The organism is Streptomyces mangrovi, from assembly GCF_900114215.1.
GTDB classification, from domain to species: Bacteria; Actinomycetota; Actinomycetes; order Streptomycetales; family Streptomycetaceae; genus Streptomyces; species Streptomyces barkulensis.
In genome coordinates, this window is record NZ_FOSG01000018.1 from 121289 (window position 1) to 135730 (window position 14442).

The 14442-nt window shown below is 72.1% G+C and carries 12 protein-coding genes and 1 pseudogene; 7 read left to right on the forward strand and 6 right to left on the reverse strand.

The window, feature by feature from the left end:
- Nucleotides 1–18: 18 nt before the first annotated feature.
- The 4 genes from BM237_RS22335 to BM237_RS22350 all read left to right on the forward strand — a co-directional run bounded on the left by BM237_RS22335 (nt 19) and on the right by BM237_RS22350 (nt 5934).
- Complete coding sequence (locus tag BM237_RS22335) at nt 19–1929, forward strand: 2-oxoacid:acceptor oxidoreductase subunit alpha (protein WP_425443730.1); 1911 nt, start codon at nt 19–21, stop codon at nt 1927–1929.
- Nucleotides 1922–3028, forward strand: coding sequence for a 2-oxoacid:ferredoxin oxidoreductase subunit beta (locus tag BM237_RS22340; protein WP_093851505.1), 1107 nt, complete (start codon nt 1922–1924; stop codon nt 3026–3028). The genes BM237_RS22335 and BM237_RS22340 overlap by 8 nt, the downstream gene beginning before the upstream one ends.
- Before the next feature lie 306 nt (nt 3029–3334).
- Nucleotides 3335–4366 (forward strand): EamA family transporter RarD, encoded by a 1032-nt coding sequence (gene rarD, locus BM237_RS22345; protein ID WP_093851506.1) that lies wholly within the window; start codon nt 3335–3337, stop codon nt 4364–4366.
- A gap of 227 nt (nt 4367–4593) precedes the next feature.
- Nucleotides 4594–5934, forward strand: a complete 1341-nt coding sequence (locus tag BM237_RS22350) for a M28 family metallopeptidase (protein WP_093851526.1) — start codon at nt 4594–4596, stop codon at nt 5932–5934.
- Nucleotides 5935–6086: 152 nt separating this feature from the next.
- Here BM237_RS22350 and BM237_RS22355 read toward each other — a convergent pair whose 3' ends face one another.
- Nucleotides 6087–6710, reverse strand: coding sequence for a CGNR zinc finger domain-containing protein (locus tag BM237_RS22355; protein WP_093851507.1), 624 nt, complete (start codon nt 6708–6710; stop codon nt 6087–6089).
- A gap of 76 nt (nt 6711–6786) precedes the next feature.
- Here BM237_RS22355 and BM237_RS22360 point away from each other — a divergent pair, with 76 nt between their 5' ends.
- Entirely contained in the window at nt 6787–7281 is a 495-nt protein-coding gene (locus BM237_RS22360) for a VOC family protein (RefSeq protein ID WP_093851508.1), read from the forward strand.
- Nucleotides 7282–7322: 41 nt separating this feature from the next.
- Here the strand turns inward: BM237_RS22360 and BM237_RS22365 are convergent, their stop codons facing one another.
- From BM237_RS22365 to BM237_RS22380, 4 genes are all read right to left on the reverse strand, one after another.
- A complete protein-coding gene (locus BM237_RS22365) occupies nt 7323–8288 on the reverse strand; it encodes an ABC transporter permease (RefSeq protein ID WP_093851527.1) in 966 nt (321 codons plus the stop codon).
- A gap of 28 nt (nt 8289–8316) precedes the next feature.
- Nucleotides 8317–9276 (reverse strand): ABC transporter ATP-binding protein, encoded by a 960-nt coding sequence (locus tag BM237_RS22370; RefSeq protein ID WP_093851509.1) that lies wholly within the window; start codon nt 9274–9276, stop codon nt 8317–8319.
- 100 nt (nt 9277–9376) lie between these two features.
- Nucleotides 9377–10654: a LolA family protein gene (locus BM237_RS22375; RefSeq protein ID WP_093851510.1), complete on the reverse strand. Its 1278-nt coding sequence runs from the start codon at nt 10652–10654 to the stop codon at nt 9377–9379.
- A gap of 276 nt (nt 10655–10930) precedes the next feature.
- Nucleotides 10931–11941 carry a polyprenyl synthetase family protein gene (locus tag BM237_RS22380; RefSeq protein ID WP_093851511.1) on the reverse strand — a complete coding sequence of 337 codons (1011 nt, stop codon included), beginning with the start codon at nt 11939–11941 and terminating at the stop codon, nt 10931–10933.
- 277 nt (nt 11942–12218) lie between these two features.
- On the opposite strand from BM237_RS22380, the gene fahA reads away from it, so the two are divergent.
- Nucleotides 12219–13457, forward strand: coding sequence for a fumarylacetoacetase (gene fahA / locus BM237_RS22385; RefSeq protein ID WP_093851512.1), 1239 nt, complete (start codon nt 12219–12221; stop codon nt 13455–13457).
- 121 nt (nt 13458–13578) lie between these two features.
- Entirely contained in the window at nt 13579–14082 is a 504-nt protein-coding gene (locus BM237_RS22390) for a hypothetical protein (protein WP_139238154.1), read from the forward strand.
- Between the two features lie 183 nt (nt 14083–14265).
- On the opposite strand, the pseudogene BM237_RS28820 reads toward BM237_RS22390, so the two are convergent.
- Nucleotides 14266–14442: pseudogene (locus BM237_RS28820) on the reverse strand (NADH-quinone oxidoreductase subunit NuoN); the annotation flags it as partial.

The following is a 14442-nucleotide window of genomic DNA, read 5'->3' on the forward strand; positions in this document are numbered from 1 at the left end:
CAAGGGAGGTCCAGTCCAGTGACCAGCCAGGTCAGTAGCCCAGCCGATCAGCAGCCCTCGCCCGGCTCACCGGCCAAGGAGGTTCGGCGGCTGGAGCGGGTCATCATCCGTTTCGCCGGCGACTCCGGTGACGGTATGCAGCTGACGGGCGACCGGTTCACCTCGGAGACGGCGACCTTCGGCAACGATCTGTCCACGCTGCCCAACTTCCCCGCCGAGATCCGGGCGCCCGCCGGGACGCTGCCGGGGGTGTCGTCCTTCCAGCTGCACTTCGCCGACCACGACATCCTCACCCCCGGCGACGCGCCGGACGTGCTGGTGGCGATGAATCCGGCCGCGCTGAAGGCGAACATCGGCGATCTGCCGCGGGGCGCGGAGGTCATCGTCAACACCGACGAGTTCACCAAGCGGGCGATGGCCAAGGTGGGCTACGGCGCCAGTCCGCTGGAGGACGGCTCGCTGGACGCGTACCGGGTGCATCCGGTGCCGCTGACGACGCTGACGATCGAGGCGCTGAAGGACTCCGGTCTGGCCCGCCGGGACGCCGAGCGGGCCAAGAACATGTTCGCGCTGGGCCTGCTGAGCTGGATGTACCACCGGCCCACCGAGGGCACCGAATCCTTCCTGCGCAAGAAGTTCGCCAGGAAGCCGCAGGTGGCCGAGGCGAACGTGGCCGCCTTCCGGGCGGGCTGGAACTTCGGCGAGACCACCGAGGACTTCGCCGTCTCCTACGAGGTCGCCCCGGCTTCGGCCGCCTTCCCCCCGGGCACCTACCGCAACATCTCCGGCAACCTGGCGCTGTCCTACGGACTGATCGCCGCGTCCCAGCAGGCGGACCTCCCGCTGTATCTGGGCTCGTACCCGATCACCCCGGCCTCGGACATCCTCCACGAGCTGAGCCGCCACAAGAACTTCGGTGTGCGCACCTTCCAGGCCGAGGACGAGATCGCGGGCATCGGCGCGGCGCTGGGCGCCGCCTTCGGCGGGGCGCTGGCGGTGACCACCACCTCCGGTCCCGGGGTGGCCCTGAAGTCGGAGACGATCGGACTGGCGGTCTCCCTGGAGCTGCCGCTGCTGATCGTGGACATCCAGCGCGGCGGCCCCTCGACGGGCCTGCCGACCAAGACCGAGCAGGCCGACCTGCTCCAGGCGATGTACGGGCGCAACGGCGAGGCGCCGGTACCGATCGTCGCCCCGGCCACCCCCGGTGACTGCTTCACCGCGGCGCTGGACGCGGCCCGGATCGCGCTGACGTACCGCACCCCGGTCTTCCTGCTGAGCGACGGCTACCTGGCCAACGGCTCCGAGCCGTGGCGGATCCCGGAGCCCGACGAGCTGCCCGACCTGCGGGTGCGGTTCGCGTCGGGGCCGAACCACACCACCGAGGCCGGCACCGAGGTCTTCTGGCCGTACAAGCGCGACCCGCAGACCCTGGCGCGCCCCTGGGCCGTCCCCGGCACGCCGGGCCTGGAGCACCGCATCGGCGGCATCGAGAAGCAGGACGGCACGGGCAACATCTCCTACGACCCGGCCAACCACGACTTCATGGTCCGCACCCGTCAGGCCAAGGTCGACGGCATCGAGGTGCCGGACGCCCTCGTCGACGACCCCACCGGCGACGCGAGGGTGCTGGTGCTGGGCTGGGGCTCCACCTACGGGCCGATCACCGCCGCGGTGCGCCGCCTGCGCGCCGCGGGCGAGAAGGTCGCCCAGACCCATCTGCGCCACATCAACCCCTTCCCCGGCAATCTCGGCGAGGTGCTGAAGCGCTACGACAAGGTGGTCGTTCCCGAGATGAACCTCGGGCAGCTGGCCACCCTGCTGCGGGCGAGGTATCTGGTCGACGCCCAGTCGTTCACGCAGGTGACCGGCCTGCCGTTCAAGGCCGAGCAACTCGCCACCGTTCTGAAGGAGGCCATCGATGGCTGAGACCACGACGCAGGCGCCCGCCTTCGAGGCGCTCTCCCTGGTCCCCAAGGCCGACGGCAAGCAGACCATGAAGGACTTCAAGTCCGACCAGGAGGTCCGCTGGTGCCCCGGCTGCGGCGACTACGCCGTCCTGGCCGCCGTCCAGGGCTTCATGCCCGAACTCGGGCTGGCGAAGGAGAACGTCGTCTTCGTCTCCGGCATCGGCTGCTCCTCCCGCTTCCCGTACTACATGAACACCTACGGGATGCACTCCATCCACGGCCGCGCCCCGGCCATCGCCACCGGGCTGGCCTCCTCCCGGCCGGACCTGTCGGTGTGGGTGGTCACCGGTGACGGCGACGCGCTGTCCATCGGCGGCAACCACCTCATCCACGCTCTGCGCCGGAACGTGAACCTGAAGATCCTGCTGTTCAACAACCGGATCTACGGACTCACCAAGGGCCAGTACTCCCCCACCTCCGAGGTGGGCAAGATCACCAAGTCGACGCCGATGGGTTCGCTGGACGCGCCCTTCAACCCGGTGTCGCTGGCGATCGGTGCGGAGGCGTCCTTCGTGGCCCGTACCGTCGACTCCGACCGCAAGCACCTCACGAGCGTGCTGCGGGCGGCCGCCGCCCACCCGGGCACCGCCCTGGTGGAGATCTACCAGAACTGCAACATCTTCAACGACGGCGCCTTCGAGGCGCTCAAGGACAAGGAACAGGCCCAGGAGGCCGTGATCCGGCTGGAGCACGGACAGCCGATCCGCTTCGGCGCGCCGTTCGGAGCAGAGCGGGGAGGCGACGGCCTGGGCTCCAAGGGCGTGGTCCGCGACCAGGCCACCGGAGACCTGAAGGTGGTCGACGTCACGGCGGAGGGCACCGACGGCGTTCTCGTCCACGACGCCCACGCGGCCTCCCCGACGACCGCCTTCGCCCTCTCCCGGCTCGCCGACGCCGACACCCTGCACCGCACCCCCATCGGCGTCCTGCGGGACGTGCGCCGCCCGGTCTACGACACCCTGATGGCCGAGCAGCTGGAGAAGGCCGTCGTGCAGAACGGCAAGGGAGACCTCGGCGCGCTCCTGGCCGGCAGCGACACCTGGACAGTCGTGGGCTGACGACGCGTTCGCCCACGTGAGGGGCCGGTCCCGCCTGGCGGGACCGGCCCCTCGGCCGTTCGGACGACGCGGGATCCCCACCGGGGCTCGGCCGGGGTTAGGCCGGGGTTAGGCCGGGGTTAGGCCGGGGTTAGGCCGGGGTTAGGCCGGGGTTAGGCCGGGGTGGGCCGAGCGTGCGGGACGGAGCACGATGCGTAAGCACCGTACGCCGGAACGGAAATGACAGCGGAGGCGTACGGCGCTACCGTCTTGAGGTCGGCCGGCCAGGCCGGTCCGGCCGGACCGGCCACCCCCCGAGGAGGAACGTTGGAGTCGCAGGGCGAGCAGCGCACGGGACTGTTGTTCGGCTTCGCCGCCTACGGGATGTGGGGTCTGCTACCGCTGTACTGGGCGCTGCTGGAGCCCGCCGGCGCCACCGAGGTCCTGGCCCACCGGATGGCATGGTCGCTGCCCACCGCCCTGGTCATCCTGGCCGCGCTGCGCCGCTGGGCGTGGGTGCGCCCGCTGCTGCGCGACCCCCGCAGGCTCGCTCTGATCGCCCTGGCGGCCGGGTTGATCTCGGTCAACTGGGGCCTGTTCATCTGGGCCGTGGGGGCCGGGAAGGTCATCGAGGCATCGCTCGGCTACTTCATCAACCCGCTGATATCGATCGCCTTCGGCGTCCTGCTGCTGCGCGAGCGGCTGCGGCCCGCCCAGTGGGTGGCCGTCGGCATCGGGGCGCTGGCGGTAGGGGTGATGACCGTCGCATACGGTCGGCTGCCCTGGCTCTCGCTCGCCCTGGCCGTCAGCTTCGCCCTCTACGGACTGATCAAGAAGGGAGTCCGGCTGGACGGGGTGGCGAGCTTCGGGGCCGAGACGGCCGTGCAGTTCCTGCCCGCCGTCGCCTTCCTGGTCTTCCTGGGTTCGCGGGGCGAGGCCACCTTCACCACCGAGGGCACCGGGCACGCGCTGCTGCTCTCCTTCGCCGGGCTGGCCACCGCACTGCCGCTGATCTTCTTCGGCGGAGCGGCCGTACGGCTGCCGCTGTCCACGATCGGCCTGCTGCAGTACCTTGCGCCCGCCTCGATGTTCCTGCTGGGCCTGCTGGCCTTCGGCGAGGAGATGCCGCCCGAGCGCTGGGCCGGCTTCCTGCTCGTCTGGACCGCGCTGTGCCTGCTCACCTGGGACGCCCTGCGCACCGCACGCCGTTCGCGGGCACGCCTGCGGGCGGCCGCCGCGGCGGCGGCGTCCGCGCGGGCACCGCGGGCGGACGGTGCCGAGGCCAAAAGCGCGGCGCCCGGTGGGGCAGGCCGCCCGGCGGCGGCCGGCACATCATCGTCGGACACCGCGAAAAGCTGATCCCGGGAGGCCGGCCGTGGCCGTCTCCCCGGTTCCGGCCGGTCCCCTCCGAGAGAACTCCAAAGGGGGAACGGCCGGAACCGGCCATTTCGAGGCGCGCCGCGAGTCGGTGGCACGTCAGCGCGACACCGTCCGATATTCGAACACATATGTCCGGATTCCGCCCTTGACGGCGCACTGGCGCCCCATCAACATCATGCCCACGTCAACCCCTCACAGGAGGCATGATGCCCACTCCCGCCGGACGACGGCTTCCCCGAAGATCCTCCTTCCGCCGCGCCGTTCTCGGAGCCGGACTCGCCGGTGCGCTCGCCGCCGGACTGCTCACCGCGACGACCGCCCCGGCCACGGCCGAGGCCGCCCCGGCCGCAGCGGCACCGGACATCCCGCTCACCAACGTCAAGGCGCACCTCTCGCAGTTCCAGACGATCGCGAACGCCAACGGCGGCAACCGCGCCCACGGCCGCCCCGGCTACCGGGCTTCGGTCGACTACGTCAGGGGCAAGCTGGACGCCGCCGGCTACACCACGACCCTCCAGCAGTTCACCTACAACGGGACCACCGGCTACAACCTCATCGCCGACTGGCCCGGAGGTGACACCGGCGCCGTCCTCATGTCCGGAGCGCACCTGGACTCGGTCAGCAGCGGCGCCGGCATCAACGACAACGGCTCCGGCTCCGCCGCCGTCCTGGAGACCGCCCTCGCCGTGGCCCGTGCGGGGTACCAGCCCGACAAGCACCTGCGGTTCGCCTGGTGGGGCGCCGAGGAACTGGGTCTGGTGGGATCGCGGCACTACGTCAACAACCTCTCCTCCACGGAGCGGTCGAAGATCGACGGTTACCTCAACTTCGACATGATCGGCTCGCCGAACGCCGGCTACTTCGTCTACGACGACGACCCGGCCATCGAGAAGGTCTTCAAGGACTGGTTCGCCGCCAAGGGCATCCCGACCGAGATCGAGACGGAGGGCGACGGACGCTCCGACCACGCCCCGTTCAAGAGCGCCGGTGTCCCCGTCGGCGGGCTGTTCACCGGTGCCGGACGCGTCAAGACCAGCGCCCAGGCGCAGAAGTGGGGCGGCACCGCCGGGCAGTCCTTCGACCGCTGCTACCACTCCTCCTGCGACACCACCGCCAACATCAACGAAACCGCCCTGGACCGCAACAGCGACGCCGCCGCCCACGCGGTGTGGACGCTGAGTTCGGGCACCACCACCCCGCCGGACGGCGACGTCTTCGAGAACACCGGCGACTACCAGATCCCGGACCCGGGCACCGTGGAGTCCCCGGTCTCCGTCAGCGGCCTGTCCGGGAACGCCCCGGGCGACCTCGAGGTCGGCGTCGACATCAAGCACACCTACCGCGGTGACCTGGTCATCGACCTGGTGGCCCCGGACGGCAGCAGCTACCGGCTGAAGAACTCCGGCTGGGACTCGGGCGACGACGTGATCACCACCTACACCGTCAACGCCTCCTCCGAGACAGCCTCCGGCACCTGGAAGCTGCGCGTCCAGGACGTCTACCGCACCGACTCCGGCTACATCGACAGCTGGAGGCTCACCTTCTGATCCATCCGGCCCCCTCGGCCCCGCCTCCCGGCCCCTCCGGACCCCGAGTCCGCCCCGCCGGGCCGAGCATCACCGCCCGCCGGCGCGACCGCGCCGGCGGGCGCGTCCGTCCCCGCGGACCGGTGGGGCGGGCGGGGGCGCCGCCCCACCGGTCACTCCCCCTCTCGGTGCTCCCCGCGCTCCCCGCTCTCCTCGCGGCGGGCGCGCAGCGCCCGGACCTTGTGGCGGTTGCCGCAGCGCTCCATCGAGCACCAGCGGCGGCGGCCTGGGCGCGAGGTGTCCACGAAGACCAGACGGCAGTCGTCCGCCGCGCACTCCCGTATCCGGTGGGCGTAAGGGCCGCCGAACAGGTCGACGGCGTCGCGCGCGACGGTCGAGAGCAGTTGCGTGCCGGTCGCGTCCGGCCCCCACTCCCTCGCCCAGCCCCGCCCGCCGTCCTGCCGCAACCGCACCGGCAGCGGTGGACGGGAAGCGGCCTCGTTGACCGCCGCCACATCCTGCGGGCGCGGCGTACGGCCGTGCGCCCGGTCCACCCCCATCCGCCACAGCGCGGCGCGCAGTTCCCTGGCGGCGGCCAACTCGGCCTCCGTCACCTCGATCGAGGGCGCGGGGCGCAGCCGGGAGCGGGCGGCCCAGACCACGAGGTTCGCCGGCTCGTGCAGCACCTCGTGGCGCGCGTAACTCCCGGACCCGCCCGTCGGCAGCAGCTCCAGGCACAGGGACCCCGGATCGAAGCGATAGGGCACTCCTTCGGGTGAGTGCAGCACAAGACCCATTGCGGACTCCGTCACGTAACCAATATAACTGGTTACCGATCAGAGGGAAGAAGTCCGGCGGACGGGAGACGGGGCGATGACGGAGACATCGGGCGGGACGAACACGACGGGCAGGGCTCAGGAGGTGCTGGGCTGGAAGCTGGTGATCGACTGCGCGGACCCGCACCGGCAGGCCGACTTCTGGGCCGCGGCCCTGGGCTATCCGGTGGAGGACAACAGCGTCCTGATCGAGCGTCTGCTCGGCCTCGGCGTCGTGGGCGAGGACATCCTGGTCGAGCACCACGGCCGCCGCGCCTGGCGCGACCTGGCCGCGGCGCGCCACCCGGAGGACCCGGCCGACCCCGACAGCGGTGCCGGGCTGGGACGGCGGCTGCTCTTCCAGCGCGTCCCGGAACCGAAGACGGTCAAGAACCGCCTGCACATCGATGTCCATTCGGGCCCCGGGCGACGTGAGGAGACCGTTGCCCGGTTGGAGGGCCTGGGCGCGGCGGTCATACGGCAGGTGAGGGAGCCCGGCGGTGAGTGGACGGTGATGGCGGATCCCGAGGGCAACGAGTTCTGCGTGTCCTGAGAACGCCGCCTCGGCCGTCGGCCGGCGGCCGGGGCAGCACTTCAGACGGTGATGTCCCGGCCGGTGAAGCGAGCCCATGCGGCGGAGCCGAAGACTGCCGCGTACAGCCCCTGGAGGCGGAGGTTGTCGAGCAGGTCGTCCCAGTGGACGGGGTCGCGCAGGAGGTCGGCGAAGGACATCCATTGGTGGGGGAAGAGGTACGGATGGATCGCGTCCAGTTGTGGGATCGCACCGAGGATCTGCACGGTGATCAGCAGGCCGACGGTGGTGGCCATGGCGGCGATACCGCTGTTGGTCAGGGTCGAGACGAACAGCCCCAGCGCTGCCAGACCGACCAGTGAGGCGGCGACGGCGACCGCTATGGCCAACGCTCGCAGCATTCCGTCGGCGAGGGGGACCGTGGTCCCGGACAGCAGGATCACCTCGCCCAGGGGAAAAAGCAGGGCGCCGACGGCCAGCGCGGAAACCGCCACGGTCAGGGTCGCCGCCAGGCAGAAAGCCAGGATGGCGGTGAACTTGGCGAGCAGCAGCCGCGTACGGCCGGCCGGGGCGACCAGCAGATAGCGCAGGGTTCCCGCACTCGCCTCGCCCGCGACCGAGTCACCCGCGACGACCCCGACCGCCATGGGCAGGAAGAAGGGGAGGGTGGCCGCGAGTGCGGTGAAGACCAGGAACAGCCCGTTGTTGGTCACCTGGCCGATGAACGCCGGTCCCTCACCACCGCCGCCACCGTCGCCTGCCGGGCCACCGTCCCCGGTCTCGACCTTCACCGCGATTCCGACCAGCAGTGGGACGGCCGCCAGCACGGCGAGCAGAGCGAGGGTGCGCCAGCGGCGGAAGGTGACGGTCAGCTCGCTGCGGAACAGGCCCAGTGTCCACAGCGGGCTGGGGCGGCGCCGGGCCTCGTCCGGCTCTCCGTCCCGGTCCGGTGCCGGTTCACCGCCCTCCGCCTCGCGCTCCGGGCGCCGTGGAAGCCCTGAGTGACCCGGATGCCCCTGGTGCCCCATGCGTCCCGTCCGCTCGTCCTGCGGCAGTTCAGCCCGCGACATCGAAACCCTCCCCGGTCAGTGCCACGAAGGCGTCCTCCAGTGAGGCGCGCTCGGTGCCGAAGGCCCTCACCCGGACCCCGGCCCGCACCAGGGCGGCGTTGACCTCGGCCGGGTCGGGCGGGTCGGAGGGTGGAAGCTCACCGGTGACGCGGTCGCCGACGACGGTCGGGGCGGTCACTCCGTACTCCTTCAGAACCCGTGCGGCGTCCGCGGTGTCCGGGGTGGTGACCGCCAGGCGGCCCCGGGCTCCGGCCGCCAGTTCGGCCACCGGCCCCTGGGTCAGCAGCCGTCCCCGGGCCATGACCGCCGCATGTGTACAGACCTGTTCGATCTCGTCCAGCAGATGTGAGGAGAGGAAGACCGTGGTGCCGTCACCCGCGAGTTCCCGCACCAGGGATCGGATCTCGCGCATCCCCTGGGGGTCCAGCCCGTTGGTCGGCTCGTCCAGCACCAGCAGCTCGCGCGGCCGCAGCAGCGCCGCCGCCAGACCGAGGCGCTGCTTCATGCCCAGCGAGTACGCCCGGGCCTTCTTGCGGGCGGCGGCCGTGAGCCCCACCCGCTCCAGCGCCTCTCCCACCCGGGCCGCGCGGGTGCGGGGATCGGCGGTCGGGTCGGCCGCGTCCAGGCGCAGCAGATTGTCGCGGCCGGAGAGGAAGCCGTACGGCGCCGGGCCTTCGATCAGCGCGCCCACCCTCGGGAGCACCCGCCGGGCCGCGTCCGGCATCGGCTCGCCCAGCAGCCGCGCGCTGCCGCCACCGGGCTCGATCAGTCCGAGCAGCATCCGGATCGTGGTCGTCTTGCCCGAGCCGTTGGGCCCCAGGAAACCGAAGACGCTGCCGCGCGGCACCGCCAGGTCGAGGCCGTCCACGGCGAGCTGTCCGCCGCGGTACCGCTTGGTGAGTCCGCGGGCCTCGACGACCGTGTCCGAAGCGGGCGGTGGCTGCATGGCGCTTCCCGGGGTCGGGGGGACGGTGCGGTGCGGCGGTGCCGCACCGGCCCCGCCGCACCGTCTCGCGGACGGGCGGCGGGACCGGGCGGCGGGCGTGCTACCCGGCTCCGCCGGCGGAGCCGGCCGCCTTGACCAGGCCCTCACGGGTGACGGCTCCGACGTACACGGTGCCGTCGTCGGTGATCAGGGCGTTGACGAGGCGGGTGCCGAAGAACCGGCCGGTGCCGAAGTCTCCCTTGACCTCCTCGGTGAAGCCGTCGAGCAGCTTGCGCGCCTCGGGCGCCGTCTCCTGCCCGGCGCCCGCGCCGGGCACCGGGCCCCCGCCGGGCAGTTCGATCCGGGCGACCGAGCCCCAGCCCTCACCGAGGACCTCCAGGCCGGACGGCAGCCCCTCGGCAGCGTCCCGGCCCTTGCCGTCGCCGCCCCTGCCGCCCTTGCTGTCCTTGCCGCCCTCGCTGTCCTTGTGCGGCGTCTCGCCGGAGCCGTTCCGTGCGCCGTCCGGCTTCTCCTCGGTGACCTTCGCGCCCTTCGGCGGCTTGAAGTCGAAGGTACCGGCGTCCGGCTCGGCGAAGTCCACCTCGGTGAAGCCCACGTCGACGGCGGCCTTCCCGCCGCCCTTGGGGGTCAGGGTGAACTTCAGCGGCACACCGCTGTCCGCGTCCACCGCGATCCGCACCGACCCGACCGTGCTGTCCGGCTGCTTCGGCTCGATCAGCAGCTGGTGGGCGTCCTGACCGGCGACCTTCGCCGTACCGTCGACGGTGACCGAGGTGGTGGCGTCGACGGCCTTGAGAACCTCCTGGGCGGCCTTCTGCGGGGTCACCTTCTCCAGCCCTCCGGGGGCCTCCTCCGGGCCGGCGCCCCGCCCGTCCTCCCGCGGGAGGACGGTGTGGTGAGCGGTGTTCGTGGCGCTGTCGTACGCCCACACGTCGCCGCCGTTGCGGATGAGGCTGTACTCCGCGGCCTTCTCCACGATCGACAGACGCTGTCTGTCCGGTCCGTCCACCGCCACGCGCAGGGTGTGGGAGCCGGAGGCCAGCTCGGTGAGCCTGCCGCGCGGATCGGCGTCCCCGGCCTTCTCCCCGCCGCCCTCCCCGGCGCTGTTCCCCCGACCGCCGCCGTGACCGCCCGAGCCCATGCCGGGCAGGGCGGGCAGACCGAGATCGGTGGTGATCCTCACCGTCCCGGACAGCTGCTGGGTGTCCGAGGCCGCGATCTTCGCGACCAGTTCCTCGGCGGTGATCCTCGGCAGATCCGGGCTGCCGCCGGAACTGGCCAGTGCCGGTACGAGGCCGACGGCCGCCACCGCCGCTCCGGCCACGGTGGCCGGCACCGCGTAACGCAACGCCTTCTTCATCGGTCGGGTCCGTGCCATGTGTGCCCTTACCTCCGTGATCGGCGGCGGTTCGTCCGTGCGTCGCACTCGTCAACCCCTGACCGCCATTCTCACCCATTCCGGTGCGGGGTGACGGTGTCAATCCCACCAAATTGCTCCGGACAGGGCGTCAGCCGACAGGGTCGAGCCGATCTACTCCCGGGGTATGACACCACCGGCACCGCCTCGTCCCATCGGCGCCGCACGCGGCCCGCCGCACCCTTCCCGAGGCGTACGGGCCCGTCCGGGCCGGGGGGAACGGGATCCTCTGTACGGTCAGCCCGCGCGGTGGACCACCGAGTCGCACAGATAGGAGAGGGCCTCCTTGGCCGCGCAATCCGGCAGGGGCGCCAGGACGTTGCGGGCCTCGTCCGCACAGCGGACCGTGTCGCGCCGGGCCTCCTCCAGCGCCGGATGGGCGCGGAGTCCCGCCAGCGCCTCGGCATGCCGGGCGTCGTCGCTCAGGTCGCCGTCCAGCAGCGCGCACAGGGCCAGGTCCTCCGGCGAACCGCCGTCGGCCGCGCGGGCGCGCAGGCGCAGGACCGGCAGCGTCGCGATGCCCTCCCGCAGATCCGTGCCGGGTGTCTTGCCGGACTCGTGGGAGTCGCTGGCGATGTCGAGCACGTCGTCGGCCAGCTGGAAGGCGGTGCCGATCCGCTCCCCGTACTGGGTGAGGATGTCCACGACGCTCTCGTCCGCGCCCGACATCATCGCGCCGAAGCGTCCGGCCACCGCGATCAGCGAGCCGGTCTTGCCCGCGATCACGTCGAGGTAGTGGGCGATCGGGTCGTCGCCCTCCCGCGGTCCCGCCGTCTCCAGGATCTGTCCGGTCACCAGCCGCTCGAACGCCTCGGCCTGGATCCGGACCGCCTCCGGTCCCAGGTCGGCCAGGATGTGCGAGGCCCGGGCGAAGAGGAAGTCACCGGTGAGGACGGCCACGGAGTTGTCCCAGCGGGCGTTGGCGCTGGGCACTCCGCGCCGTACGTCCGCCTCGTCCATCACGTCGTCGTGGTAGAGCGTCGCCAGATGCGTCAGCTCCACGACCACCGCCGAGGGCACCACCCCGGGAGCGTGCGGATCGCCGAACTGCGCCGCCAGCATCACCAGCAGTGGGCGGAATCGCTTCCCGCCGGCCCGCACCAGATGCTGCGCGGCTTCGGTTATGAAGGGCACGCCGCTCTTGGTGGCCTCGATGAGACCCTCCTCGACAGCCGCCAACCCCGCATGGACATCGGTTTCCAGCGCATGGTCCCGCACGCTCAGCCCGAAGGGCCCGACGACGGTCACGAGGGGTACTCCTGTCTGCGTACGATCAGCCAACGATCACGCGGCTCATCGCGGCCTTCACGGTGTGTCGCCGTACCGCCGGGCCGCTGTCGCCATCATCATCCCTGGCAGCGTAGCCGGTTCCGAGACGATCACAGCCGCCGCGTTGCCTCTGTGACGGAGGCCGCACTCCGGCCCTCCCCCGCCCCGTAGTGGGTCGCTTCTGCCGAGGATCACCACCGCGTAGCCTGTTCGCGGCCCTGACCGGCGACGACCTCGAAGGCGAGGCACCTCACCCATGTCCGACGCGACCCCGCTCGAACTGCCCGAAGGCGATCTCTTCGGCCCGGACAACCTGCCCTACGGCGTCTTCACCACGGAGGACGACCCCGACCTGCGCCGGATCGGCGTGCGCTACGGCCCGTACGTCCTGGACGCGGGCTCGGCCGCCGACGCGTTCGGCTCGTCCCACACCGGCCTGCTCCAGAAGCCGAACCTCAACCCCCTGATGGCGGCGGGCCGCCCGGTCTGGCAGGCGGTGCGCGCGGAGCTGCGTTCCTGGCTGACCGCGCCCGAGCACGCCGGCACCGTCACGCAGTACCTGATCCGGTTGGAGGACGTCACCCTCCACCTCCCCTTCGAGGTGGCCGACTACGTCGACTTCTACGCCAGCGAGCACCACGCCACCAACGTCGGGCGGATCTTCCGGCCCGGCGGCGAACCGCTCACCCCCAACTGGAAGCACCTGCCGATCGGCTACCACGGCCGCTCCGGCACCGTCGTGGTCTCCGGCACCCCCGTCGCCCGCCCGCAGGGGCAGCGCAAGGCCCCCGACGAGACCTCCCCCTCCTTCGGCCCCTCCCGCCGCCTGGACATCGAGGCGGAGGTCGGCTTCGTCGTCGGCGCCCCCTCCGGGCTGGGCGAACCGGTGCCGCAGTCGGACTTCCGGGAGCACGTCTTCGGTGTCTGCCTGGTCAACGACTGGTCGGCGCGTGACATCCAGGCCTGGGAGTACGTGCCGCTGGGCCCGTTCCTGGGGAAGTCCTTCGCGACCTCCGTCTCGGCCTGGGTCACCCCGCTGGACGCCCTCGACGCCGCCCGCACCGAGCCGCCGCGGCGCACCCACCCGCTGCTGGACTACCTGGAGGACTCCGCGGGCGGGGAGCCCGGCGGACTGGATCTGCGGATCTCGGTCTCCCTCAACGGCCACACCATCGCCGAGCCGCCGTTCTCCGCGATGTACTGGACGGCCGCCCAGCAGCTCGCCCACATGACCGTGAACGGCGCCTCGCTGCGCACCGGGGACCTCTTCGCCTCCGGCACCGTCAGCGGCCCGGAGGTGCGTCAGCGCGGCTGCCTGCTGGAGCTGACCTGGTCCGGCCGCGACCCGGTCGAGCTCCCCGACGGCAAGCGGACGTTCCTGGAGGACGGCGACGAGGTCGTCATCACCGCCTGGGCGCCGGGCCCGGACGGTTCCCGCATCGGCCTGGGCGAGGTGTCCGGCCGCATCCACCCGGCCGCCGACCGGAACGGCTGACACCGCCCCACCGGTCCGCACGCCGGTCCGGGATCCGTTCCGGACCGGCCCGCCGGCCGGTGCCACCTGCTAGCTTGGCGTGTCCTTGCAATACGCAGTGATACGCATGGAGGGGGACCACGTGCGCACATCAGCACGGTACGCGGGAGCGGCCGCCGTCCTGGCCGCAGCCTTGCTGGTGAGCGGCTGCGGAGGCGACGGCGGCTCCGGGGAACCCGAGCCGAAGCCGAGCGCCGAGCAGACCGCCGAGCCCACCGGCGACCCCGGCGACGAGGCGGCGACCGGCGGGGTGAACGGCACCTGGAGCGCCGAGGGCGGTGGCAAGGCGATGGTGCTGAGCATCAGCGGCGACCAGGCGGCGCTGCTGGGCGAGACCACCTGCACGGGCACGGCGGACACCGGCGCCGACCCGGTCACCTTCGCCCTCAAGTGCACCGACGGCAGCACCGACCGCACCAAGGGCACGGTGAAGAGCGTGAAGGGCGAGAGCCTCACCGTCATCTGGGAGTCGGGCACCACCGACACCTTCACCAAGGTGGAGGTCCCCGAGGTCTCCACCGAGATCCCCGAGATCGGCGACCTGCCCAGCGACCTGCCCAGCGGTCTGGAGTTCCCCACCGAGTGAGCGCGCCCGAGGAGCGGGCCCCCTCATGCGACGCCCCTCACCAACGCCCCGCATACGGCGCCCCGCATACGGCGCCCCGCATACGGCGCCCCGCATACGGCGCCCCGCATACGGCGCCCCGCATACGGCGGCCGCCCGGCACGGATGCCGGGCGGCCGCCGTATGCGCCGTCGTACGGGCGTCTCAGCGGGCGAACACCCCCGCCTGGGAGGCGAGGTCCAGGAAGTACTGCGGGGCCACGCCCAGCACCAGGGTGACCGCCACACCGACGGCGATCGCCGTGGTGGTCAGCGGGCTCGGCACCGCGACCGACGGCCCCTCCACCTTCGGCTCGCTGAAGAACATCAGGACGATGACGCG